General features: G+C 38.2%; 17 protein-coding genes. 7 read left to right on the top strand and 10 right to left on the bottom strand.

The features are described 5' to 3' along the window. Window positions 1-17 precede the first annotated feature (17 nt). Window positions 18-698, bottom strand: coding sequence for a hypothetical protein (locus ABXH34_RS01795; RefSeq protein WP_353570141.1), 681 nt, complete (start codon window positions 696-698; stop codon window positions 18-20). 352 nt (window positions 699-1050) lie between these two features. Further along, complete coding sequence (locus tag ABXH34_RS01790) at window positions 1051-2226, bottom strand: phosphoglycerate kinase (protein WP_353570140.1); 1176 nt, start codon at window positions 2224-2226, stop codon at window positions 1051-1053. Between the two features lie 903 nt (window positions 2227-3129). Between ABXH34_RS01790 and ABXH34_RS01785 the strand changes: the two genes are divergently transcribed. From ABXH34_RS01785 to ABXH34_RS01765, 5 genes are all read left to right on the top strand, one after another. Further along, a complete protein-coding gene (locus tag ABXH34_RS01785) occupies window positions 3130-5442 on the top strand; it encodes an ABC transporter permease family protein (RefSeq protein WP_353570139.1) in 2313 nt (770 codons plus the stop codon). A 130-nt stretch (window positions 5443-5572) separates the two neighbouring features. After that, window positions 5573-7225 (top strand): phosphate ABC transporter permease PstA, encoded by a 1653-nt coding sequence (gene pstA / locus ABXH34_RS01780; RefSeq protein ID WP_353570138.1) that lies wholly within the window; start codon window positions 5573-5575, stop codon window positions 7223-7225. 51 nt (window positions 7226-7276) lie between these two features. Then, a complete protein-coding gene (gene pstB, locus ABXH34_RS01775) occupies window positions 7277-8119 on the top strand; it encodes a phosphate ABC transporter ATP-binding protein PstB (protein WP_353570137.1) in 843 nt (280 codons plus the stop codon). A gap of 149 nt (window positions 8120-8268) precedes the next feature. Further along, window positions 8269-8985 carry a phosphate signaling complex protein PhoU gene (phoU, locus tag ABXH34_RS01770; protein WP_353570136.1) on the top strand — a complete coding sequence of 239 codons (717 nt, stop codon included), beginning with the start codon at window positions 8269-8271 and terminating at the stop codon, window positions 8983-8985. Window positions 8986-9598: 613 nt separating this feature from the next. Further along, window positions 9599-11572, top strand: coding sequence for a tetratricopeptide repeat protein (locus tag ABXH34_RS01765; protein WP_353570135.1), 1974 nt, complete (start codon window positions 9599-9601; stop codon window positions 11570-11572). A 119-nt stretch (window positions 11573-11691) separates the two neighbouring features. Here the strand turns inward: ABXH34_RS01765 and aguB are convergent, their stop codons facing one another. The 5 genes from aguB to phoB form a co-directional block, all read right to left on the bottom strand. Then, window positions 11692-12549 (bottom strand): N-carbamoylputrescine amidase, encoded by an 858-nt coding sequence (aguB, locus tag ABXH34_RS01760; RefSeq protein ID WP_353570134.1) that lies wholly within the window; start codon window positions 12547-12549, stop codon window positions 11692-11694. A gap of 102 nt (window positions 12550-12651) precedes the next feature. After that, entirely contained in the window at window positions 12652-14793 is a 2142-nt protein-coding gene (locus ABXH34_RS01755; RefSeq protein ID WP_353570133.1) for an ATP-binding protein, read from the bottom strand. A gap of 290 nt (window positions 14794-15083) precedes the next feature. After that, window positions 15084-15725 (bottom strand): LutC/YkgG family protein, encoded by a 642-nt coding sequence (locus tag ABXH34_RS01750; RefSeq protein ID WP_353570132.1) that lies wholly within the window; start codon window positions 15723-15725, stop codon window positions 15084-15086. Between the two features lie 13 nt (window positions 15726-15738). Then, entirely contained in the window at window positions 15739-17043 is a 1305-nt protein-coding gene (gene phoR, locus ABXH34_RS01745) for a phosphate regulon sensor histidine kinase PhoR (protein WP_353570131.1), read from the bottom strand. After that, the gene (gene phoB, locus ABXH34_RS01740; protein WP_353570130.1) at window positions 17040-17738 is read right to left on the bottom strand and encodes a phosphate regulon transcriptional regulator PhoB; all 699 of its coding nucleotides are present in this window, start codon (window positions 17736-17738) and stop codon (window positions 17040-17042) included. Before phoB ends, phoR begins: the two co-directional genes overlap by 4 nt. 313 nt (window positions 17739-18051) lie before the next feature. Between phoB and ABXH34_RS01735 the strand changes: the two genes are divergently transcribed. Further along, window positions 18052-19326, top strand: a complete 1275-nt coding sequence (locus tag ABXH34_RS01735) for an IS1096 element passenger TnpR family protein (RefSeq protein WP_353570129.1) — start codon at window positions 18052-18054, stop codon at window positions 19324-19326. Window positions 19327-19404: 78 nt separating this feature from the next. Continuing rightward, window positions 19405-19779: an MORN repeat-containing protein gene (locus ABXH34_RS01730; protein WP_353570128.1), complete on the top strand. Its 375-nt coding sequence runs from the start codon at window positions 19405-19407 to the stop codon at window positions 19777-19779. A gap of 260 nt (window positions 19780-20039) precedes the next feature. Here the strand turns inward: ABXH34_RS01730 and ABXH34_RS01725 are convergent, their stop codons facing one another. The 3 genes from ABXH34_RS01725 to hslV all read right to left on the bottom strand — a co-directional run bounded on the left by ABXH34_RS01725 (window position 20040) and on the right by hslV (window position 23597). Further along, window positions 20040-21257: an argininosuccinate synthase gene (locus ABXH34_RS01725; protein WP_353570127.1), complete on the bottom strand. Its 1218-nt coding sequence runs from the start codon at window positions 21255-21257 to the stop codon at window positions 20040-20042. A gap of 433 nt (window positions 21258-21690) precedes the next feature. Then, window positions 21691-23034, bottom strand: a complete 1344-nt coding sequence (hslU, locus tag ABXH34_RS01720) for an ATP-dependent protease ATPase subunit HslU (protein ID WP_353570126.1) — start codon at window positions 23032-23034, stop codon at window positions 21691-21693. A gap of 11 nt (window positions 23035-23045) precedes the next feature. Then, on the bottom strand, window positions 23046-23597 hold the full coding sequence (gene hslV, locus ABXH34_RS01715) for an ATP-dependent protease subunit HslV (RefSeq protein ID WP_353570125.1): 552 nt from the start codon (window positions 23595-23597) through the stop codon (window positions 23046-23048). Between the last annotated feature and the right edge of the window lie 834 nt (window positions 23598-24431).

The raw sequence follows: 24431 nt of genomic DNA, 5'->3' as shown, positions 1-24431 counted from the left end.
AAGATAATAAATTGAAACTATTCTGAATTTGTGAGTTGAATTGCTTTTAAGATTTGTTTTTTTGCCGCCAAAATATATAAGCGTAAATTAACATTACCATGTTTCCACTGATTATCAGCGGATTCTGCTAAATCCAAAGCCCGTAATGCGGCATCCAATTCTTGCAAAACAAAATGATTTCGATCATCCTCTTCTTCGTCAAATTCATCAAAATCGTCCAATTCATCTTCAAACTCTTCAAAATCCATATTTTTTTCAATTTCTCGAAATAAATTATTAGGATGATAAGGAGCTGCCTTAGTGGTTGGCATCGAGGTTTTAGTCGGTGTGAATTGAGTTTTTTCCAGCCAAGTTATATCAATAAAGTGTTTTTCTTCTTCAGACAGTTGATTGACTAACCAATTTTGCATCATTGCAACGCTGGCTTCAGAAATTCCCCAAATCGAAAAATGTTCGCTAATCGTTGAACCCTCATCTATTTGCTCGACAAAAAGTACACCAACAGTAAAGCGAATCCCTGTAAAATAACCATAGATTTCAGGTTCTTCTTCAAAGCCACTTGCATCAAATACTTCTAAGCTGGGTTCTTCTTTGTCATAGATAAACGCATCGTCGTCGCCATACGCATCATCTTTACGTAGCAGGCGCACCATAAGCAATAAGCCATCTTCATTGGTAAGCTGTAAGGGTTTAGTCATGTGTATTCTCTTCACACCATCACGCCAACTCATAACATACTCTGTGTTTGTGATAAATTCAAGTTGGGGAAATGGCGATGATAAATCACCTTTATTTCTTGGCTAAATAGATTGATATGTGGATTGATTTGAGATTTTTCAAAAGAGGCTAAAACTGAGTTAGTCCAATTGAGAATCGAAAAAAGGTGTCGTATACAAGTAGTCAGAATCAAGTATAGCTGAGTAATTTTCTAACCTTTTCTTCAATACTTTATTCGGTGGGTCTTACTTCAATCTACCCACCCTACATGTGTAAGGTGAGTGATTCAAAAGCTTAATTTATAATCATTGTTAAAAACAAATATAAATTATCTTAATTTCCGCGAGCTTCTAACATCTCAACAGCAGGTAATTTTTTGCCTTCTAAGAATTCCAAGAACGCGCCACCACCTGTTGAAATATAAGAAATTTTATCTTCAACGCCATATTTATCCACAGCCGCTAACGTATCGCCACCGCCTGCAATTGAAAACGCATTACTTGCTGCAATTGCTTCTGCCATGGCTTTTGTGCCATCGCCAAATTGGTCAAATTCAAATACGCCAACAGGACCATTCCATACAATCGTTCCCGCATTTTTCAAAATATCGCCCAACATTTTTGCCGTGTCAGGGCCAATATCAAAAATCATATCGTCTTCAGCCACTTCATCAACTTTCTTCAATGTCGCTGGTGTTGATTCACTAAATTCTTTACCCACAACCACATCGGTCGGGACTGGAATGCTACCACCACGGGCTTCTGCTGCTGCAGTTAATTTTTGTGCTGTGCCCACTAAATCGTCTTCACACAAGGATTTACCTACGCCATGACCGATTGATTTAATAAAGGTATTCGCAATACCACCACCGACAATTAATTGATCTACTACAGTCGATAACGATTCTAAAACAGTTAATTTTGTTGAGACTTTAGAGCCTGCCACAATCGCAACCATCGGGCGAGCAGGTTCTTTCAAGGCCTTGCCTAAAGCTTCTAACTCACCCGCAAGCAAAGGTCCTGCACAGGCTACAGATGCAAATTGACCTACGCCGTGAGTCGAAGCTTGGGCACGGTGGGCAGTTCCAAACGCATCCATTACATACACATCACATAACGCGGCCATTTGTTTTGACAAAGCTTCATCATTTTTCTTTTCGCCTTTGTTAAAACGCACGTTTTCGCATAAAACCACTTCACCTTCAGCCATTTCAACGCCATCTAACCAATCTTTGACTAAACGCACTTCTTTGCCTAATAAGCGACCCATGTGATCTGCAACAGGTTGTAATGAAAATTCTTCTGCATACTCGCCTTCAGTTGGGCGGCCTAAATGCGACATTACCATCACTTTTGCGCCTGCATCTACTGCAAGTTTAATTGTGGGTAAAGAGGCAGTAATCCGTTTGTCACTGGTGACTTTGCCATCTTTGACAGGAACATTGAGGTCTTCACGAATTAAAACTCGTTTACCTTTGAGGTCTAAATCAGCCATTTTGATGATTGCCATTCAAAACATCTCCTTATAGTATTTATTAATAATATTAATATATTCTGATAGATATATTCAATTCCAGTGAATCATACAAAAAAAATTACAAATTGCTAAATATTAGTCTTTAAAAAGGGGATATTTATTTTTAAATGTTTAAATCTGATCTGATAGATGTCCGTTATCAAGTGAGCTTAGTCGTGTAGATTTGAGAGGTCTGTTTTAGAATTAAATTTTTTGCGTAACACCTGTTATTAATAAATACATTACAGCGTACAGAAATTCAAGCAGAACTTGCCAGTATTAATGCAGAAGAGAAAAAACGCCATGACGCTATTCAAATTTGGCAAACATAGGCATCACTCCCTGAGGATGAGCGCGATAAGGTGAAAGCTGTTTTAGAGCAATTTGTGAAATAGCATTTCGACTATAGCAATAGCAGTGTCATTACAGGAAAAACCATGATTAGTGCAAATCAAGCTTGTGAAACATTTGACCAATTGATTGAGGAAACGGCGGCATCCATAGGGAATGGGTCAACATTATATAATATTGACCCATTCCCCAGTTAAGCAACTAAATAAGCATTACTAATTTGTAATATGTATGAAAATGATGTAAGTAAGGCAATATTTCTATATATTGCAAAAAGTTATCTCCATGCTTTCGCTTGAAATATTGGCATTAAGCCTGATTCCTCAAACAAAACATCAAGGATGTTCCTTGCTATCAGCTCTTCAATGTCTTTTTCAAGATGTCCAAAACTTAAAAAATCTTTAAATGCTACTAGCTAAAGATAACAATCAACAAACTCACTTATAAACAATAAAATTCAAAATTTTAACAATCCAAAGTCACAAATCAAAAAACACAAGTCAAACGTCATACTGATGTCATAAAAAATAGCTACTCTAGTAGTCTATGAGTACAGCAGCCGACAAACCTTCATTCGATATCAAAAGCGCATTAAATGACCCTGCTATTGTGCGGTTACGCCATTGGCGCACGTTCAAAGACCACCTAGTACGTCATGCTATGACTATAGGTGGTCTTAGCGTCATTTTTGCGATATTGCTAATCTTCTTTTACCTCTTATATGTGGTCTTCCCGCTACTCACTCCCGCGAGTTATGAGGAAGTCAACACGGTCACTGCACCGCACCCTGAAATGGGTAAAACCGTGCATTTAGCTGTCGAAGAGAAAAATGAGATTGGTGTCCGCTTTACTGATAAAGCCCATGCAATATTTTTCAATTTAGAGCACGGCAATATCATTAAAGAACAAGCTTTAACCCCAGAAAATACTGAAGTCTCTAGCTTTGGTTATGGTGATACCGCCGTTGCATCCATTGTATATGGTTTAAGCGATGGACGTGCCGTCATAGCAAAACATGCCTACGACATCAGCTATGCCAAAGATAAAAACGATGAAAACGTGCGTACTATTGCACCTAGCGTTGAATTTCCTCTGGGACAAGAACCTCTCACCGTTGACGAACAAGGTCAAGCCTTAACCCATGTTGATGTACAGTTAACTGAAGAAGCCAATATGATTGCGGCCATCACCACAGATAATCGTTTTATTTTATCGGGTTTTGTCAAAGAAATTGATTTTTTAACTGAAGAAGAAACGTTTACACGGATTGCAGGCGAGCTAAATCTGGCAGATTTAGGACTGGGTAAAGTCACACATGTGTTATTAGACAAAGAAGAAAAACTGGCTTATTTGGCCGATGCACAAGGGTATATCGCACGGATTAATATTCAAGATAAAGAGAATCCTCAATTTATCGAGAAAAGACAAGTCGTAACAGATGGTCAAACCATTTCGGCGATTGAGTTTTTAACAGGTGATATTTCACTGTTAATTGCAAGCTCTGACGGTACAGTTGCACAATGGTTTCCTGTTCGGGATGCTGAGGGGGACAAACATTTAACCAAAATCAGAGAGTTTAAACAGCATAAAGGTCAACAAATCCTTAGTATTGCCCCTGAAGAACGTCGCAAAGGCTTTTTATTAGCAGATAATTCAGGTCAAGTGGGTATTTATCATTCAACGGCACATCGTCAATTGTTGGTAGACAGTTTCACTAAACCAGAGGAAATGCAAAATATCGCTGTATCACCGCGTGCAGATGTGGTGTTGATTGAACAAAAAGATGGCAATATTCAAGTTTGGGATATTCATAACGAACACCCTGAAATCTCATTTTACGCTTTGTGGGGCAAAGTATGGTACGAAAGCCATGAAAAACCCAAATACTTATGGCAGTCCTCTTCTGCCAGTAATGATTTCGAACCTAAATTCAGTATGATGCCTTTGGCATTTGGTACATTGAAAGCTGCATTTTACGCTATGTTAGTGGCCGTACCGATTGCGATTTTTGGTGCAATTTACGCCGCTTATTTCATGTCATCAGGTATGCGCAAAGTGGTGAAACCTACGATTGAAATCATGGAAGCATTACCGACGGTCATTTTAGGCTTCTTAGCAGGTTTATGGTTAGCCCCTGTGATTGAAATGAATTTACCTGGTGTGTTCATGTTGTTGATTATGCTGCCGACTGTAGTGTTAGCCACGGCTTATATATGGTGGAAATTCATTCCTAAACCTATTAAGTATAAAATTCCACCGGGTTGGGAAGCCGCTTTATTAATCCCGAGTATTTTATTTGCAGGCTGGTTAGCATTTACATTGAGCTACCCTGTTGAAGTCTGGTTATTTAATGGCGACATGCGTTTATGGCTTGGGTCAATCGGACTTGATTTTGACCAACGTAATGCCTTAGTGGTTGGGGTTGCGATGGGCTTAGCAGTGATTCCAAGTATTTTCTCTATCACTGAAGATGCCGTCTTTAGCGTACCGAAACATTTAACCGTAGGCTCATTGGCTTTAGGTGCAACCTTGTGGCAAACCATGATTAAAGTGGTGATTTTAACTGCCAGTCCGGGGATATTCTCAGCGGTAATGATTGGTATTGGTCGTGCGGTGGGTGAAACCATGATTGTACTGATGGCAACGGGCAATACACCTGTAATGGACTTCAGTATTTTCCAAGGCTTACGCACATTATCAGCCAATATTGCGGTTGAAATGCCAGAGTCTGAAGTGAATAGTACCCATTATCGTATTTTATTCTTGTCTGGCCTAGTGTTGTTTGTGTTTACCTTCTTCTTTAACACATTAGCGGAAATTGTCAGACATAGATTGCGCCGTAAATACAGCTCACTTTAGTCAATGAACAGTTAACCTGTTTTAGGACTGGCAGCCTGAAAATAGTTTAGATTGTTAAAATCTAAGATTGCGAGTCCTTTACATCAGGTTAATTGCTCACTGTTAACTGAATTATTCGGGATTGATTTTTATGAAAGATTGGTGGAAAAGTGGCGACCCTTGGATTTGGCTAACAGCCTCTGCGGTGTCGATTAGTATTATTGTCGTTGTCGGCTTGCTGTCGTTGATTGCAGTGCGCGGTTTAGGTCATTTCTGGCCGAGTGCAGTGGTTCAAGCCAATTACGTCAATGATGGTGAAACAACACGCTTAATCGGTGAAATCCGCAGCGAAGAAGTGCTTCCAGCCTCTCGTTTACGTGCTGCTGGCGAAAAAGATATAGAAGGCGAATGGGTAACACGCTATTTATTCAAAACAGGTAATCGTGATTTAGTCGGTTTGGATTTTCGTCCTGTCTTAGAAGATAAATTACAAGATATGACTTACCCTGAAAATATCATGGTGGTTGAACGTCATGAATGGGGTAATTTCTACGGTTATTTAAAATCAGTTAAAGAAAATGGACAAGTCATTGCTGAGGGAGATGCCGCCAAAGCCGCCTTTGTTGAGCATTTAGCACGTTCCTCTGAGTTGCATCATCAAATTTCACGGATTGAAAAACATAAAATCGGCAAAATTAATTATGCTTTAGAACGCTTACGTTTATATGAACGTCGTTTAGAACTTGATGGTCGCCAAGATGACCCCGAAGAACAAGTGTATTTAGCAGAAAAACGTTCTGAGTATGATATTCAATACCAAGCCTTACGCAAAGAACTCGCGGTATTATATCAAGACATCAAACGTGATAGCTTTACCGCTGAAGTCATGGATGGCAAGATTGTTGAAATTGCATTTTCTAAAGTGGTTTATGCTTACTGGCCAAATGCCTTATCTTTAGGTGGTAAAATAGGTCATTATGGGTGGAAAGCATGGGAATTTGTCTCAGACGAACCGCGTGAAGCCAATACAGAAGGCGGGATTTTCCCAGCTATTTTCGGTACAGTGATGATGGTGTTTATCATGTCAATCATCGTCACTCCATTTGGCGTAGTTGCTGCGGTGTATTTACGTGAATATGCGAAACAGGGCTTTATGACCCGTGCGATTCGGGTTGCAGTAAATAATCTTGCGGGCGTACCTTCTATCGTATATGGTGTGTTTGGCTTAGGATTTTTTGTGTACTTAGTCGGTGGTACGATTGACCAAGTATTTTTTCCTGAAGCATTACCCGCACCTACATTTGGCACAGGCGGTATTATTTGGGCATCACTCACATTAGCGATTTTAACTGTACCTGTGGTTATCGTTTCAACAGAAGAGGGTTTAACCCGTATTCCACGTTCGATTCGTGAAGGCAGTTTAGCACTCGGCGCGACTAAAGCTGAAACTTTATGGCGTACCGTATTACCTATGGCAAGCCCTGCAATGATGACAGGTTTGATTCTTGCGATTGCACGTGCAGCGGGTGAAGTTGCCCCTCTGATGCTAGTGGGTGTGGTAAAATTAGCCCCTTCATTAGTCGTAGATGCTAATTATCCTTTTGCTCATTTAGACAGAAAATTTATGCACTTAGGTTTTCATATTTATGACGTTGGCTTCCAAAGCCCTAACGTAGAAGCTGCCCGACCTTTGGTATATGCCACTGCGTTCTTGTTAGTTGCAGTTATTATTTTACTCAATATTTCAGCGATTTGGATTCGTAACCACTTACGTGAACAATACAAATCTTTAGAAACAATGTAACTGCTAACGCGATAATTGCCGAGACGAAATTTTAATTTTTAGGATAATATTATGAGTCAAAACAATACGCTAACTCGTGGTGTAGACATTGCTTCTATCGGACGTGGCGAGCCTGCACTTGATTTAGAAAATGAAAGCATTTGTGTAAAAGTAAAAGATTTAAATCTTTACTACGGTAATGGCGATAAGCACGCGCTTAAAGGCATTAATATGCATATTCCTGAAAAGCGTGTCACAGCTTACATCGGGCCTAGTGGTTGTGGTAAATCCACTTTATTACGCTGCTTTAACCGTATGAATGATTTAGTGGATGGGGTTAAAATCGAAGGTGAAATTTTATTACATGATGAAGAAATTCATGCACCTTCACTCAATGTGGCGGATTTACGTCGTCGCGTGGGCATGGTATTCCAAAAGCCAAATCCTTTCCCTAAATCGATTTATGAAAACGTGGCTTATGGTTTACGTTTGCAAGGGATTAACGACCGTCGTGTGTTAGATGAAGTGGTTGAGGCTTCTTTAAAAGGGGCTGCGTTGTGGGATGAAGTCAAAGATCGCTTGCATGATAATGCCCTGGGTATGTCAGGTGGTCAGCAACAACGTTTAGTGATTGCGCGTGCGATTGCAATTGAGCCTGAAATCTTGTTACTAGATGAGCCTGCTTCTGCATTAGACCCTATTTCAACCTTGAAAATTGAAGAACTGATTCATGAGTTGAAAGACCATTATACAATTGTAATTGTCACCCATAACATGCAACAAGCTGCGCGTGTATCTGATTATACCGCCTTTATGTATTTGGGCGAATTGATTGAATTTAGTGATACCAGCAGTATATTCACTAATCCACGTGAGAAACAAACTGAAGACTATATTACAGGACGTTACGGCTAACAATGTCAATTTATCAATTAACAACGATCAGTAAACAGTATCGAGGGTAAATACAGAACTGTGTTTAAATAGAAAATGACTATTTTATAAAGATGCTTGGTATTAATTGCTTGTTGTTAATTGAACATTGTTTTAAGGAGAAATTAAATATGTCAGACGTAAGAGATGTAACGCAGCACATATCACAACGTTTTAATGCTGAGTTGCGCCATTTGCATAACCAAGTGTTGGGCATGGGTGGTTTAGTTGAAGAGCAATTAGCCAATGCCATTACTGCATTAACTGATGGTGATGAGCAACTTGCTAAAAAAGTATATAACAATGACTACACGGTGAATGCCTTGGAAGTCTCTATTGATGAAGAATGTACACAAGTCATTGTACGTCGTCAGCCTGCTGCCAGTGATTTACGTTTGATTATGGCTGTGATTAAAACCATCAATGATTTAGAGCGCATTGGTGACGAAGCTGAAGGCATTGCCCGTCAATCGATTAAAATATCGGGATTGACTCAGAAACATTCCATAAGCTTTATACATTTAAGTGAGCGTGTGCGTGAAGTATTGCATGGTGCATTAGATGCATTTGCTCGTTCTGATACTGATGAAGCAGTCAATGTGATTCGTTCTACATTTAAAATTGATGATGAATATGAAAGTCTTGCCCGTCAGCTAATGACGTATATGATGGAAGACCCACGGATGATTCCCATTGTATTAAATCTACTATGGTCAGCACGAGCTTTAGAACGGATTGCAGCCCATACGCGTAACGTTTGTGAAAATATTATCTATTTTGCCAAAGGAATGGATGTCCGCCATATCAGTTTAGAGCAATTAGAACAGCAAACTCTTGAGCAAAAATAGTGTTTGCTTAATCTCGCTCCTAAATAGCCTGTTGGGAGTGAGCCTTTCTTATGGGTATTCTTTTAGCAATCCTTATCGTCAAAATAACGCATATACTTTCAAGCTTATCTAAGTCAAGCGTATTTTAAAACTGATTTGCGATCTTGCTTAAGTTCACGCTGTTTAACTTAACTATTCCCATTATCAGATTTGATAATAAGACAGACCTTGCAGATGACCACTTTAAACTGCATAATTCTTCATAAAACAATTCTAGTAGATTCATGAGGCGCATATTTTGTTGAGGAACTTCATATGTTACTCACTTATCTTTGCTCCCCTCTTTTTTTTCTTATACCTCTATTCACTTACCTTATATCCTGTACTGAGAAAATACAGTCAAAATTTTGAATCTCATTATTTCCGATAAATTTAGCTTCAATGGATTGCATTCAACTATTTGCAGTATAATATCTTGATTTGCTTAACCTTGATAAAAGCCGCATAAAGTGGTTTCTATTTAAAAAAACAATAGTTCAAATATTTACTAGAAAAATAAAAATATAATCAATGAGTTATTAAATTATTTCGAACACTATCTGAAGTATCATAAAAACGAGAGCTTAGATTAAAAATGAAAAAAAAGCCCATTCGTCGCGCACAATCCATTAAGAAGCCAGCACCACACCACCAAAATCAAGCTCTGAAAACTGCCCAACATTACCATAGCCAAAGTCAATTTTCCCAGGCGGCTCATATTTACCAACAAATTCTAAAAGCCGAGCCGAATAACCCTGATGCACTACACTTGTTTGGTGTACTGTTTGCACAAATGGGTGACTTAGCCCAAGCAGAACATCATATTCGCAAAGCAATTACACTTAACACGAAAAATGCGGATTATTACAGTCATTTAGGTAATGTATTAAAAGAGATGGGACGCTTGGAATCCGCCATTGCGCATCATGAAAAAGCCCTGAAACTTGCACCAAAAGAAGCTTCTATCCATGTCAATTTAGGGGTCTGCCTACAAGAATCAGAGCAGTTTGATTTAGCCATTGAGCACTATGAAAAAGCCTTAAAGTTAGAACCTAAAAACCCTAAAATTTTAAATAATTTAGCAACCAGTCTTTGTGATAACGAAGATTATGAACAATCGATTAAATATTATCGGCGGGCAATTAAGTTTGATCCAAAGTTCGTTGGAGCTTATGCGGGCTTAGGCAATGTATTGCGTCGTGATGAGCAAGCAGAACAGGCTTTAATTGCATGTGACAAAGCACTCTCGCTGAACCCAAACTATCTTATTGCACATATTAATAAAGGCGAAGCTCTGATTAGTTTGGAGCAGTTTGAGCAGGCGCAAATATGTTTAGAGCACGGTTTAGAGCTGAGTCCGAATAATCCTGAAGTGTTATTTAGTTTGGGTAATGTTGATGTTGGGCATAAGCAAGTTGATGCGGCTATTGCAAAATACCTACAAGTATTGGAAATGTCTCCACGACATAAAAAAGCATTACATCGCTTAGTTTACGCGTATCGTGTACAGGATAAGCTAGATTTATCTATTCAGTATTGTACGCACTTGGTTGAAATGTATCCTAAAAACATTGAATTACATAAATTGAAAGGCTTTTTATTATTACAAGCAGCTCAATTTACCAAAGGTTGGTATGAATACGGTTATCGAGAGAAACAACAAGTTTATTTTAGAGATTTTAATTTAGACCCGCATAATATTGTTCTGGTTTTGGCCTTGGATTCATTGCAGGATAAACATATTTTAATTCATCGAGAACAAGGCTTAGGGGATGAACTCTTTTTCTTGCGCTTTGTACCTGAATTAAAACGTAGAGGCGCAAACATTTCTTATGTCCCTGGTAAAAAAATAAGTGATTTAATTGCGCGTCAGCCTTGGCTTGATCGATTGGTTGGACAAAAAGAGCCACCACCAAAACATGATTATGTACTCATGGTAGGAGATTTACCTTTATCATTTCAAATGAAAACGGGAGATACTCCACCACCGCCATTGCCTTTTGCACCTCCATTAGCTGAAAAAGTACAAGAAATTGCCGCTCGGCTCAGCTCTCTTACTGATAAACCTCTTATTGGGCTGACTTGGCAAGCAGGCACTAAAAAGGAAGACCTTTTAGAGCGGGATTTACCGAAACAATTATTGTTTAAACGAGTCGATTTAGATGAATTAGGTTCGCGACTTAAAGATTTAGATGTACATTTTATTAGTGTTCAACGTGCACCCGCTGCTGATGATGTAGCACAATTGGAAACTTTGTTAGGTCGGCCTTTACATGATTTTAGTGATTTAAATGATGATATTGAGGGCATGTTAGCGCTATTAAATCGGTTGGATAATTATATTGGGGTTAGTAATACCAATATGCACTTAATGGCAGGTTTAGGCAAGACTGCAAGTGTGATTGTGCCTCGACCGTATGAGTGGCGTTGGCCGGGTAGTGGCAATAGTTCGCTGTGGTTTCCTGAGTTTAAAGTCTATCGTCAAGGTGATAATGAGGACTGGTCTAGTTGCTTAACCCAATTACAGCAGGATTTATTAGCACAATTTCAATCTGATGTTACAAAATAATAACTAGTGTGAATCAATATATACCGAATTCGGTGGGTTTCTCTTTGCTCTACCCACCCTACACGATATGTGTAAGGTGAGTTATTGAAATATCGGCATATTCTGAAAATTGTCCAAATTTAAGATAATGCCAGCAAGGGTTTATAACTATCAGGACATCGATCACGAAAAACCGCCCATTCATTGCGCATGGTTTGAATTTTATCTAAATCAAACTCGGCGATTAAAACAGATTCACTATCTCGGTTTGCTTGGATCACAATCTCGCCTGTTTCATTACAAATGAACGATGTGCCATAAAATGTAAGCTCACAACTTTCACCCACCTCTTTACCAATTCGATTAGAGCAAATCAACGGCATCATATTCGCGGCAGCGTGGCCTTGCATCGTGCGTTGCCAATGCGCTGTTGAATCTATTTTATTATGTGGCTCTGAACCAATAGCAGTTGGATAGAATAAGAGTTCTGCTCCTTGAACAGCCATTATGCGAGCAGATTCAGGAAACCATTGATCCCAGCAAATGCCAACCCCTATTTTTCCATAAGCGGTATTCCACACTTTAAATCCTGTATCACCTTGGCAAAAATAAAATTTTTCTTGATACCCAGGTCCATCGGGAATATGCGTTTTGCGATAAACACCCAGTTGCCGACCATCAGCATCAATCATCATCATAGAATTAAAATAAGCATGATTGGCACATTCAAAAAAGCTGATAGGGAGCACGACCTTAAGTTCTTTGGCCAATTGGCTAAAACGGTTTAAAAAGGGGTGTTGCTCAACAGCATAGGCCCAATCAAAATATTTAACATCTTGGTCTTTACAAAAATAAGGGGTTGCAAATAATTCTTGAATTAAAATGATTTTGCAGCCTTGTGCTGCAGCTTCTCGAACTAAGTATTCAGCTCGATCAATATTGTCTGAATGATTATCTAAACAGGCCATTTGAGTTGCAGCAACAGTCACTAAACGCATGGTATGGTTTATCCTTTAGTGAAATATAGTCAGGAGTCAATGTTTTTGCTGATTATATTTTGAGTTAAGGCAATAAGACAGATTATTTCGATAGCATTTTAGCTAAAAAATGTGCTGTGGTATCAATATAATGAAAGTTGCACCTTGTCCTAGCTTGCTTTCACACCATACACTACCGTTTAATGTGGTAATCAGTTTCCGTACGATGAATAACCCTAAACCCGTTGAATGTTCACCATTGGTGGGTTTAGCACTCAAGCGAGTGAATTTGCCAAATAATTTATTTTGATCTTCAATACTTAGACCATGACCTTCATCTTGGACTTCGACTCTAATATATTCTGCTTGTTCAAAAATACGGATATAAACTTGCCTATAAAATGGTGAATATTTGATAGCATTGGAGAGTAAATTATCCAAGATTTGATACAAAACTTTAATATCAGTGTAAGCCATATAATGAGACATTTCTGGCCTAAAATCGACAGTAATCTCTTTCATCTGAGCTTTTCTCACATACTCATCTACTACACATTGTAATGTTGGTAAAATATCAGCATGTTGTAGAGCGGCTATTATTTTACCTGCTTCAATCGCATTCACATCCAGTAAATTTGTAATCAACTCAAACATACGTTCAGCACTGATATTAATCATATTGGCAAATTCAACAACTTCTATCTTGTTATCAAACTGCTCAGATTGAATAGTGAGTTCAATTAATTCGGCTGAACCCTGAATCGCTTGTAGTGGATTTTTCAAATCATGGGCGGCAATCGCTAAAAATTCATTTTTTTCCTGATTTAAGACAGTTAATGCTTTATTATTTTGTTCTAGCTGTAGCGTACGCCGCTGAATTCTTTGTTCTAATTCTTGATTATGGCTTTCAATTTCACCTAGTGAGTTTCTCAGATTATCTAGCATTTGATTAAATATTTCAGCTAATTCACCGATTTCATTATTTTGCTTCACATCACTTCTAATATTTAAATTGCCATCTCGTGCTTGTGTTGCAGTATAAGATAATTGCTCAATAGGGTTAATAATATTATTAAATAAAAATCGAGCAGTCATTAAATAACTCAATGCGATAATACTGACAATAAGTGATGCCATCAAAAACATTGATGTTTTTAAAGATTTATAAATGATATTCTCAGGAATAATCGACACGATATACCAGCCTGCAATTTCTGTTTGAGTTGCAAAGACTTGGTGCGCTTCTCCTGCTATAAAATATTTAAAATTAATCACATCACTTTCGGAATGTTGTATTACATTTTCAGCAACTTGATTCAGAAACGAATAATTTGAATGTTGCGCATCAGGTTTGTGCATCTTAGCAAGACCTGCATTAGATCGATAATGTAATACGGCTTGGTAGTGTTTTTCGTTAACAATATCAATTTCTTGTAAATATTCAGTTATATTATTGGCAATGGCTTTGCCATTTTTATCCATCATAAAAGATAGCGTGCCTTCATATAAATTCAATTTATCAAGTAAATCTGTGGTTAATTGATCTAGGGTAATATCTTGTGAAGCAACGCCTAGGAGTTGTTGTTGACTATAAACGGGGTAAGATGCCGTAATAATCATGCCTTCACCCGATAAATCCATATGTGGCTCTTCCCAGCCTACTTGTCTATTTTCAAAGTCGGCGGCTAAATAAAAATGTTTTTGAGTGGGTTTATAGGCCTCATCGATAAAATCATAGGGTAAATAGGGATAAACCACCATCATATCATTGGCTGTTGTAAAATAAGTCCAAGAAAAATCTATTGTTTCATGAGTATTTTTTAAAGCGGAATGAATATGTTTAAATACATTTAAATGCTTGAAAACCTCATCATTAAAATCATCTTTATTAAATAATAAATAGCCCGCGTAAGGGTCTTGATAAGAAGGTTCTATTTGAGTTGGATAGGATTTAAAATGAATGGCTTTAGCTTCTTCAACTTGATAGTGAGTTTCCCAGTATTGCTTGTCTAGATCGGGTATCAGAGGTAGGGTTTCATATAAATGTGTGTATTCATTCCCAAATGACTTAACACTATTTGAAACTAAGTTAAATAAACTGTCTATATTGTAGGAAACAAGCAGACTGGTAGAAAAGAAGTTCTTATTAATATCCTGTTTTGCATGAGAAAACAATAGATTATATCCAAGAAAAAAAGTAAAAATTGCGCCAATAAACAATAGCAAAAACGACAACCAAAACCCAGTTTTAATGTTTAAATTCATTATATTTCTACCGATTCATACTAGCGTGCATACTTAATGTATATTGCATAATCAATAAGCTCTTATGGTGAAGAGTTATAATTTAGGTGTTTTAAGCAAGATATATACTCATTTCACAGATGGTTATTCAATATAATATGCAGATAATAACTAGGTAAGCGTTTGGATGAGGATTTATTTTAATCAAAAAATAATTTGGCGAAACATTTAAAGTAGGTTATTTGAATCAGAGAATACAAAACTGACCCCGCAACGATTGGGTAAATTTTACAGCCTTTTTATAAATAATATCATGCAATAATGACGTGTAAGTGACACGGCCCATGTGCGCCAAGCTGAATGCTTTGTTCAATATCAGCAGTACGTGATGGACCCGTAATAATATTGACAGTGCGAGGGGTACGGGCTTGGTGGCGAATCGTATTCCAGACATCTTCAATATATGACACAATATTTTTTTGCTCCAATAACACAATATGATTATCAGGTAAAAAATTAAAGCTGGTTGGATTGTTTTCACTTGAAAGCATTGCAATGCTACCTGTTTCTGCAACCCCTGCAAACGCATAACTTACACTGGCACTGTCTCCCGCTTTTGCTGGCCGATGCTGCAATGTCAACTCTTCAGGCCATGAACATGAAACCTTTAATTGGGCATCACATAGAATTTCTGGTTCAAGTTCATGTTGCTGCAAAAAGCGCATTACCGCATCAGGAAATTCAGTGATTGATCCAATATGCTCATATGAGCCTGAAACGGATTCTAATTGCTGAATAAAACGTTGCAGATTATCTTGTTCCCACTGGGGTTTAACATGTTGGGTCGGATTTTTTAAACTATAAGTTAAAGATTGTTCCGTGGTAACGCCAAGTACATAACGCCCAAGCGATTGGCGGATATTATTCAAAATGTCGTCGCGTGAAGTGTCCATAGCAAGCTCTTGGTTATGATGGCTCTACGGTATCAGTATCTATTAATTTCTTTGGAAAGTCACACCAAAAATGACTTCCTTCATCAACAACACTTTCAATCCGTAATTTAGCCGCATGGCGGTTCAATACATGTTTAACGATGGCTAGGCCTAAGCCTGTGCCACCTTGACTACGAGAACGCCCTACATCAACCCGATAAAACCTTTCAGTTAAACGTGGTAAATGCTCTGGAGCAATGCCATCCCCTGTATCATGCACCACAAAATGCAAATAATCCGCGCCTTCAAACCATTGAATTAAAATATGGCCACCTTCTGGTGTATAACGAACAGCATTGAAAATCAAATTAGAAAATACACTGCGTAACTCTTCCACATGCCCGCAAATAAAAGCCGGTGTTTTCACTTCCAATTCAATTTGATGATGATTTGTGCTCAATGCACGCGCCTCATCACAGATTATTTCTAATAAATTAGCAATATCAATCGGCTCTAATACATTTGCTGTGAGTTCAGATTCTAAACGCGAGAGTAATAGCAAGTCATCTACAATACTTTGCATTCGGGTGGCTTGTTGTGACATCAACATCAATGGGCGTTCCCATACCCCATTATTGAAACTGTCATCATCTTGCATGGTTTCTAAAAAGCCACCAATCACTGTTAATGGAGTCCGTAACTCATGTGAGACATTGGCCACAAAATCTTGTCTAACCTGTTCTAAACGGTGAATTTGGGTAATATCTCGCGCCAACAGTAAATAGCGATTTTTGGCATAAGGCACAATGTTAATCCGCAACATAATGTCCGCATTGGTAGGCGCATTGAGTTTAATCGATTCTTCTTTATTAATATTGGTTAGATATTGTACAAATATTGGTTGGCGAATCAGGTTAGTGATACATTGACCTTTGTCACGCGAGGATTTTAAGCCCAATAATTGCCGAGCCGCTTTGTTAACCCATTCAATTTCATGATTAGGCCCTAAGACCACGACCGCATCTGGCATCGCTGTCGTCGAACGCCGAAAGCGTTTAAGCAATGTGGCAATTTTACGTTTGCGCTTACGATTACGCTGCTGTAAACGGTAAAAATTATAAAATACTTCTCCCCAAATACCATGTGAGTTGGGTAACGCCGATTTATGTCTATTTTTAAACCATTGATCTAAATAATATAAGTTATATAAATGCCATAAGCTATAAGATAAACAGGTCAGAGCTAAGAATAATAGAGGCTGCCCAATCAAGCCCCCTAAAATTGACATCAATATAATCAGAATAATAAGTTGTCTAACTTCTTGTAACCAATAATTCATGATACTCCACGCACTGAAAAGCGATAGCCGACACCACGTACAGTTTGTACCAAATGATCGTAACCATATTGTGACAATGCTTTACGTAAACGGCGGATATGCACATCAACAGTGCGTTCTTCAATATAAACATTGCCTCCCCAAACTTGGTCAAGCACTTGATTTCGACTGTAAACTCGTTCTGGATGACGCATGAAGAAATGTAATAAACGAAATTCAGTAGGGCCAATTTGTACTTCTTTATCCCCAACTAACACACGATGTTCTGCGGGATCAAGTTGCAAATCATTGACAACGAGCTGTTCAGAATCAGAATAGGTTTGAGTACGGCGTAAAACGGCTTTGATTCTAGCAATCAACTCACGTGGAGAGAATGGTTTCGTTACATAGTCATCAGCCCCGACTTCAAGACCCCGAATTTTATCCGATTCCTCACCACGCGCCGTCAACATAATGATGGGAATTTGTTGGGTGCGATTGTCTTTTTTCAGTTGTCGAGCAAATTCAACCCCATTAGTATCCGGCAACATCCAGTCCAACAAAATTAAATCTGGAAGGCGGTTAAAAATCAGAGTTTGTGCACTGCGTACATCGGCCGCTTCTTCTAATACAAAGCCCGCTTTGCCCAATGGCAATTGTAGCATTTCACGAATATCTGCTTCGTCTTCAACAATGAGAATATGTTGTCCAGCCATAACTTACCGCTATAGTGTTGTAATAGCGCGGTATTTTGTCATAAAAGCTTGGGAAATGGAATCTGTTAAATGAAAATACGGAAAGAGAGGAAATTTTGTATCCACCTAGTCTGTCTTAATACAGCCGTTTTATTTTAAAGTGATATGGACTGGCAGTCCTCAAATTTAAAAGTGTTTGATATTTAAAGTATTGAAGGACTGCCAGTCCTAACACATAGCAAGAAATTCACTATAACATTAAACCTTTAGGATTAGCTGATAAAGGTACGTTATAATTATTTCAACAAGTCTTTAAGAGACGAGGAAAATGCTTATGTCGATTAAACTCACAACTCAAGATGATGAATTACTACAAAATATAGATTTAGAGCAGGCGGGCACTATCGTTGAGAATTTTGAAATCTTTTTTGATTTTTTAGAAGATGCACTACCGATCACTGACAAATTGAAATTTATTACAAGCAAAAATTTAATTCACTTAAATAAAGCAATGCCCAACCCATTCCAGATGAGTTTACAGCGTCCGTCTCAATCTTCTTATCCCAATATTAATGGCTTGTATTTATTAGGTTTAAGCTCTGGTTTGGTCAAAAGGCGTTTGAAAGGTAAAAAATGGTATTTAGTTCAAAATCCAATACTCTATAAAGAGTGGGATTTATTATCCTGTGAACAAAAATATTTAAATTTATTAGTTACTTGGGTCAGTGTTACGCCAAGCATTGTGGACGAGCGGATTTTTTCCTCACACCCTTTGTATTTTATTCGCTATAGTTTCGATCAATTATCTATTGGCGAATGGATTGAACCGAACCCAATTCATTTAGATTTTTTACGCAATGAGGGTTTATTTAATATTGCGTTGGCAGAAATGTTTGGGTTTATTGAGTTACAAATTGATTCGGAACAGCCTAAATGGAGCGTTAATCAAATCAAATTAACTCCACTTGGTAGTGCTTTAGGCCGATTATTATATCAAGAATTGGTTCACACTGATGCTGCTGATAGCCAGCACGATTTTTTTTGTAACAAAGAAGTCCCTACTGATACTTTTGAATATGCTTTAGTACCTTATTTTCCTCATTGGTCATATTTATCACCTTATCCAGAATCAAAATCGGCTGGCCGTTATCATTTTTTATTAACGATTACAGGTTACAGTGCTCAGGCCATCTTTTCTATTTCACATTATGCCACTTTGCATGAGTTGGCTTCGTTTATCTTAGATGAATTAGTTGACTTTGATGTAGACCACTTATATCGCTTTCATTATCAAGATGCTCGCTATCAAGATAAAGTTGCTTGTCATCCCGCGTTGTATGATGAGTATGAAGATAATAAATATGCGGACGAGCTTTCATTGCAAGACATCAATCTGGAACTAGAGCAGATGTTAAAATTTGTTTATGATTTAGGTGAAAAATGGGAGTTTCAATTGCTGGTGATTGATTTCACAGAAGGTGATGAAGATGAACCGCCTAAAATTATTGAGACTAAAGGTGAGCCGCCAGCACAGTACAATTATTATGAGGATGGCGAAAGCGATGACAAAGAAGAAGAAGAAAATGCAGAAGATTGTGACTTTGATTGAGTTTCATTTCCATAAACTATCATTTTTAGGTAAACTTTTGATAAGATAGCTTTACCCAAATTAGGGAGACAGATTTTTATGGATAGACGCTGCTGGCTTAGCGCAATGGTCTCATTTCTAGTTGTCGGTTGTGCCACCCCACAAAGTGCCGAACATCGAGGTTGTGATGTGACTGATACGGATATTCGGGGTTATTATCAAGGCCAATGTAATAGCCAAGAACAAGCGCACGGTTATGGTAAATCCGTTGGTACAGATACTTATCAGGGCGATTTTTACTCTGGTTTGAAGCATGGTAATGGTGTGTATATTTGGCGCAATGGTGATCGATATACAGGTCAATTTAAGGCTGATAAGCCACATGGTCGTGGTGTGATGATGTATATTGATGGCTCGCGTGAGGAAGGTATTTGGCAAAATGGTGTGCCCAATCAAACCAAGCTGATTCAATAAGTTAAAGACGGCTTGCCATTGTAGAATAGAGTGCTTTAAGTGGAATTAATCGAACGATTCCATTTTGATAAGCTAAGATTTTTTTGTTTAAACGAATTTAAAGGCCAAGTTGCAATAAAGTGGCTTGGCCTTTCGTTTTTACAAATGAGGATCGTGCTTTAAATTTTCATCAACTTCAGGATTGATAACGTTGTTAACTCAGAGATAAAGCAAGAAACATCAATAAAAAAGATGATCTATTTTCAAATTTATTCAACTGCTTAGAATGTACGGCCTAATTTGTTTGCAATCCGCATCCGTAGCGCATTCAATTTGATAAAGCCGCCTGCATCTTTCTGATCGTAAGCCCCTTCATCATCTTCAAACGTTGCAATATTGCTATCAAATAAGCTATCAGTATCAGACTTACGTCCTGTAACCGTTACATTACCTTTATACAATGTGACTCGTACTAAGCCGTTAACATAAACCTGTGATTCATCAATCATTTTTTGCAACAATTCACGCTCAGGACTCCACCAATAACCGTTATAAACCAATGAGGCATAACGTGGCATCAACTCGTCTTTTAAATGTGCCACTTCACGATCTAAAGTCAATGATTCGATTGCACGATGGGCTTTTAACATGATTGTGCCGCCCGGTGTTTCATAACAACCGCGTGACTTCATGCCCACATAACGATTTTCAACAATATCCAAACGTCCTACGCCATTTTCACCACCGACCTTATTCAAATAAGCCAATACTTGCGCTGGAGTCATGCTTTCGCCGTTAATCGCAACAATATCACCGTGCTTATATTCGAACTCTAAAATAGTTGGATCATTAGGGGCTTTTTCTGGAGACACTGACCAACGCCACATATCTTCTTCAGGGGCTGCCCATGGGTCTTCTAAAATATCGCCTTCATAAGAAATATGTAATAAGTTAGCGTCCATTGAATATGGGGATTTAGTACCACGCTTCATTTCAATCGGAATATTGTTCTCTTCAGCATACTTCAACAATTTATCACGCGAATTCAAATCCCACTCACGCCATGGTGCAATCACCTTAATATCTGGACGTAACGCATACGCACCCAACTCAAACCGCACTTGGTCATTACCTTTCCCCGTCGCGCCATGAGAAATCGCCTCAGCCCCTGTATCATTGGCAATCTTAATCATGTGTTTGGCAATCAATGGACGTGCAATTGAAGTCCCTAACAAATACTCACCTTCATAAATCGTATTGGCGCGGAACATCGGATAAACATAATCACGCACAAATTCTTCGCGCAAATCTTCGATAAAAATTTCTTTAACCCCAAGGGCTTCCGCTTTAGTACGTGCGGGTTCTAATTCTTCACCTTGACCAATATCAGCGGTAAACGTGACGATTTCGCAATCGTATTCATTTTGTAACCATTTAAGAATAACGGAGGTATCTAAACCACCAGAATAAGCTAATACAACTTTTTTGATTGTTGACATAATTTTTCCACGAAAATGTATGTATTATTTTTGTTTGAATAAACAATAAGGACGTTATAAACGCTATTTAGTCAGATAATACGTCTTCGATTTTAATACGAACTGCTGTTGAAATTTTGTAACTAGTGGGCTGCATTATCCAACAGTCAGACGACGGATAATATCATGATGATATGAGTTTAGTTTTCCAAATTTAGATTCTAATTGCATTATTTAGGGATTTACAGATTTCTGTAATGAACACGCGGTTAGAATATTTAAAATCAATCAGGATAAGAGTACGTCTTGTTCTCAAACAGAATGTTGAATTCAAGAACCAGAGATATAGATATGAAATCGTAATTTAATCAAAATGATCCTGCGTCTGATTTAAAAACCTTCAGAAAAACTGAACATATTTAAACTACAGCGCAGGCAATCTAATCAGTCAATATTATAAAATATACCGACTTAAATCTTCATCATTGACCAAGTCATTCAAATGTTCATTGACATAAGTCTCGTCAACAACCACTGATTGACCATCCAATGCAGGTGCATCAAAGGAAATATTTTCCAACAAATACTCCATCACCGTATGTAAACGACGTGCACCAATATTCTCAGTACGTTCATTTACTTGCCACGCCATTTCTGCTAATCGATTAATCGCTGATTGCTCAAAAGACAAATTCACGCCTTCTGTATTCAATAAAGCCATATATTGTTCAGTTAATGACGCATCAGGTTCAGTTAAAATTCGCACGAAATCTGCACTAGTCAACGCATCTAATTCCACTCGAATCGGCAAACGGCCTTGTAACTCAGGAATTAAATCAGACGGTTTCGCTAAATGGAATGCACCAGAAGCAATGAATAAAATATGATCGGTTTTGACCATACCGTATTTTGTGGTCACAGTACTGCCTTCAACCAATGGCAATAAATCCCGTTGCACACCTTCGCGTGATATATCTCCTCCACCTGAAGATTCTTGACGGCGGGTCACTTTGTCAATCTCATCAATAAACACGATGCCATTTTGCTCAACCCGTTCAACCGCGCTGGCTTTCAAATCATCTTCGTTAATCATATTGGAAGCTTCTTCTTCTTCTAATAATTTCAACGCTTCTTTGATTTTGAGTTTGCGGTTTTTAGTCCGACCACCTGACATGTTTTGAAACATGCTTTGCAATTGGTTGGTCATTTCTTCCATACCGGGAGGTGCCATGATTTCGACTCCAATACGGGTTTCATTGATTTCAATTTCAATTTCTTTTTCGTCTAGTTTGCCTTCTCGCAACATTTTGCGGAAACGTTGACGAGTACCAGACTCTTCGCGCTCTTCGTCATTTTCATCGTCGTCGTCAGAATCTCGTGCTGAGGGTAACAAAATATCCAATACACGCTCTTCAGCTGCATCTTTGGCTTTGTCTTCCACTTCAAACATGGCTTCTTCACGGGTCAATTTAATCGCCATGTCGACTAAATCACGGATAATTGACTCTACATCACGACCAACATAACCCACTTCAGTGAATTTTGTGGCCTCGACTTTAATAAAAGGAGCGCGGGCTAATTTGGCTAAACGGCGTGCAATTTCAGTTTTACCAACGCCTGTTGGCCCAATCATTAATATATTTTTAGGCGTAATTTCATTGCGTAGTGTCGCGTCGACTTGCATCCGTCTCCAACGATTTCGCAGGGCAATCGCAACTGCCCGTTTCGCTGCATCTTGACCAACAATATGCTTATTTAATTCGCTGACAATCGCTTTTGGGGTTAATTCTTCACTCATGATGTTATTTCTCAAGACGGGCTATCAATATCAAGACATTCAATAGTTAAGTTTTTATTGGTATAAATACAAATATCGGAGGCAATGTGTAACGATTTTTCAACGATTTGTTGTGCATTTAAATCACTACTATCTAACAACGCACGGGCAGCTGCTTGGGCAAAAGGCCCACCAGAACCAATGGCAATTAAGCTGTCTTCAGGTTCAATGACATCACCATTTCCAGAAATAATTAAGGATGCAGAGTGATCCGCAACAGCAAGCAGTGCTTCTAAACGGCGTAACATGCGGTCAGTCCGCCAGTCTTTTGCCAGTTCGACCGCTGCACGGGTAAGATGACCTTGATGCTTTTCTAATTTGCCTTCGAAACGCTCAAATAAGGTAAAAGCATCGGCTGTACCACCTGCAAAGCCTGCAATCACTTTATCTCGATATAATCTGCGTACTTTACGTGCATTGCCTTTCATAATTGTGTTGCCTAGTGTGACTTGCCCGTCGCCACCAATCACCACTTGTCCAGCTCTGCGGACTGATACAATCGTTGTCCCGTGAAATTGTTCCACTGTTTTCCTTTATGCGTCGAATAAAAAATTGTATTTTACATGATTAAGGCCTAAATATATAAAGGATTTATAGTAAATTTCAAGTAGAAAGCTGAGATTTGTTGTATTTACTTTGATTTCGAGATTAGTTTAAGACTAAACAACCAGCTACAAGCTGATGGGTTGAGAGCTTGGCGGCTGAAAGTCTGGATACAGGGCGATTAAGTCCTGTTGCTATTAAAAAATTAGCCTTCTGTTCTGACGTTGTCATTTTGACTAGAATTGAATTTAGCTAGACCTAAATTAGGTCTTATGTAGTAAATATCATTTTTTGATAAAGATAGTCCTTGATATAAACAATCAAATGCTTGTTTTGAATTATATTCAAAGCTTCTTACCGACATTCCGCACCCCATTTTTTAATTTGAGCATTTACTAAAAACCGCACCAAACGGGCGTTTTGCTGCTTAGCTTTCAGACAGTATAGCAATATGGAATACAAAAAAAAGACCGTCGCGTTCCTCTTTTTCAAGAAAACTTGTAAAAATGAAAATATCTATAAACTTATAACTTACTGTTTAATAATAGTTTATTAAATATATATTCATAGAAACTGGGTGCGGAATGTCGGTTCTTACATATACAGATATTTTTATTGCTTCTCTGTTTTCATTGTTTGAATCTGGATCATCTTTGATTCGACAAAAGATATTTTCATCATGGTAACAATTTTAAAAAAAAAGGTGCTTATCAACAGAGATGACAGAGCCTATAGTCATTTTATTCTAAAGTGATACAGGACTGGCAGTCCTAGATTTTGAAACTGATTGATATTTAAAGTGTAAAAGGACTGCC

This window comes from Candidatus Albibeggiatoa sp. nov. BB20, from assembly GCA_016744725.1.
Classification (GTDB): domain Bacteria; phylum Pseudomonadota; class Gammaproteobacteria; order Beggiatoales; family Beggiatoaceae; genus Albibeggiatoa.
The sequence above is the reverse complement of the archived record's forward strand: the minus strand, read 5'-3'. Positions and strand labels throughout refer to the sequence as shown.

Coding starts and splice junctions, on each gene's coding strand:
- ABXH34_RS01790 (WP_353570140.1), bottom strand. CDS start 2,226: ATGGCAATCATCAAAATGGCTGATTTAGACCTCAAAGGTAAACGAGTT.
- hslU (WP_353570126.1), bottom strand. CDS start 23,034: ATGAGTGAAGAATTAACCCCAAAAGCGATTGTCAGCGAATTAAATAAG.
- phoB (WP_353570130.1), bottom strand. CDS start 17,738: ATGGCTGGACAACATATTCTCATTGTTGAAGACGAAGCAGATATTCGT.
- ABXH34_RS01735 (WP_353570129.1), top strand. CDS start 18,052: ATGTCGATTAAACTCACAACTCAAGATGATGAATTACTACAAAATATA.
- phoR (WP_353570131.1), bottom strand. CDS start 17,043: ATGAATTATTGGTTACAAGAAGTTAGACAACTTATTATTCTGATTATA.
- ABXH34_RS01750 (WP_353570132.1), bottom strand. CDS start 15,725: ATGGACACTTCACGCGACGACATTTTGAATAATATCCGCCAATCGCTT.
- pstA (WP_353570138.1), top strand. CDS start 5,573: ATGAAAGATTGGTGGAAAAGTGGCGACCCTTGGATTTGGCTAACAGCC.
- ABXH34_RS01765 (WP_353570135.1), top strand. CDS start 9,599: ATGAAAAAAAAGCCCATTCGTCGCGCACAATCCATTAAGAAGCCAGCA.
- pstB (WP_353570137.1), top strand. CDS start 7,277: ATGAGTCAAAACAATACGCTAACTCGTGGTGTAGACATTGCTTCTATC.
- aguB (WP_353570134.1), bottom strand. CDS start 12,549: ATGCGTTTAGTGACTGTTGCTGCAACTCAAATGGCCTGTTTAGATAAT.
- ABXH34_RS01795 (WP_353570141.1), bottom strand. CDS start 698: ATGACTAAACCCTTACAGCTTACCAATGAAGATGGCTTATTGCTTATG.
- ABXH34_RS01785 (WP_353570139.1), top strand. CDS start 3,130: ATGAGTACAGCAGCCGACAAACCTTCATTCGATATCAAAAGCGCATTA.
- ABXH34_RS01755 (WP_353570133.1), bottom strand. CDS start 14,793: ATGAATTTAAACATTAAAACTGGGTTTTGGTTGTCGTTTTTGCTATTG.
- phoU (WP_353570136.1), top strand. CDS start 8,269: ATGTCAGACGTAAGAGATGTAACGCAGCACATATCACAACGTTTTAAT.
- ABXH34_RS01725 (WP_353570127.1), bottom strand. CDS start 21,257: ATGTCAACAATCAAAAAAGTTGTATTAGCTTATTCTGGTGGTTTAGAT.
- ABXH34_RS01730 (WP_353570128.1), top strand. CDS start 19,405: ATGGATAGACGCTGCTGGCTTAGCGCAATGGTCTCATTTCTAGTTGTC.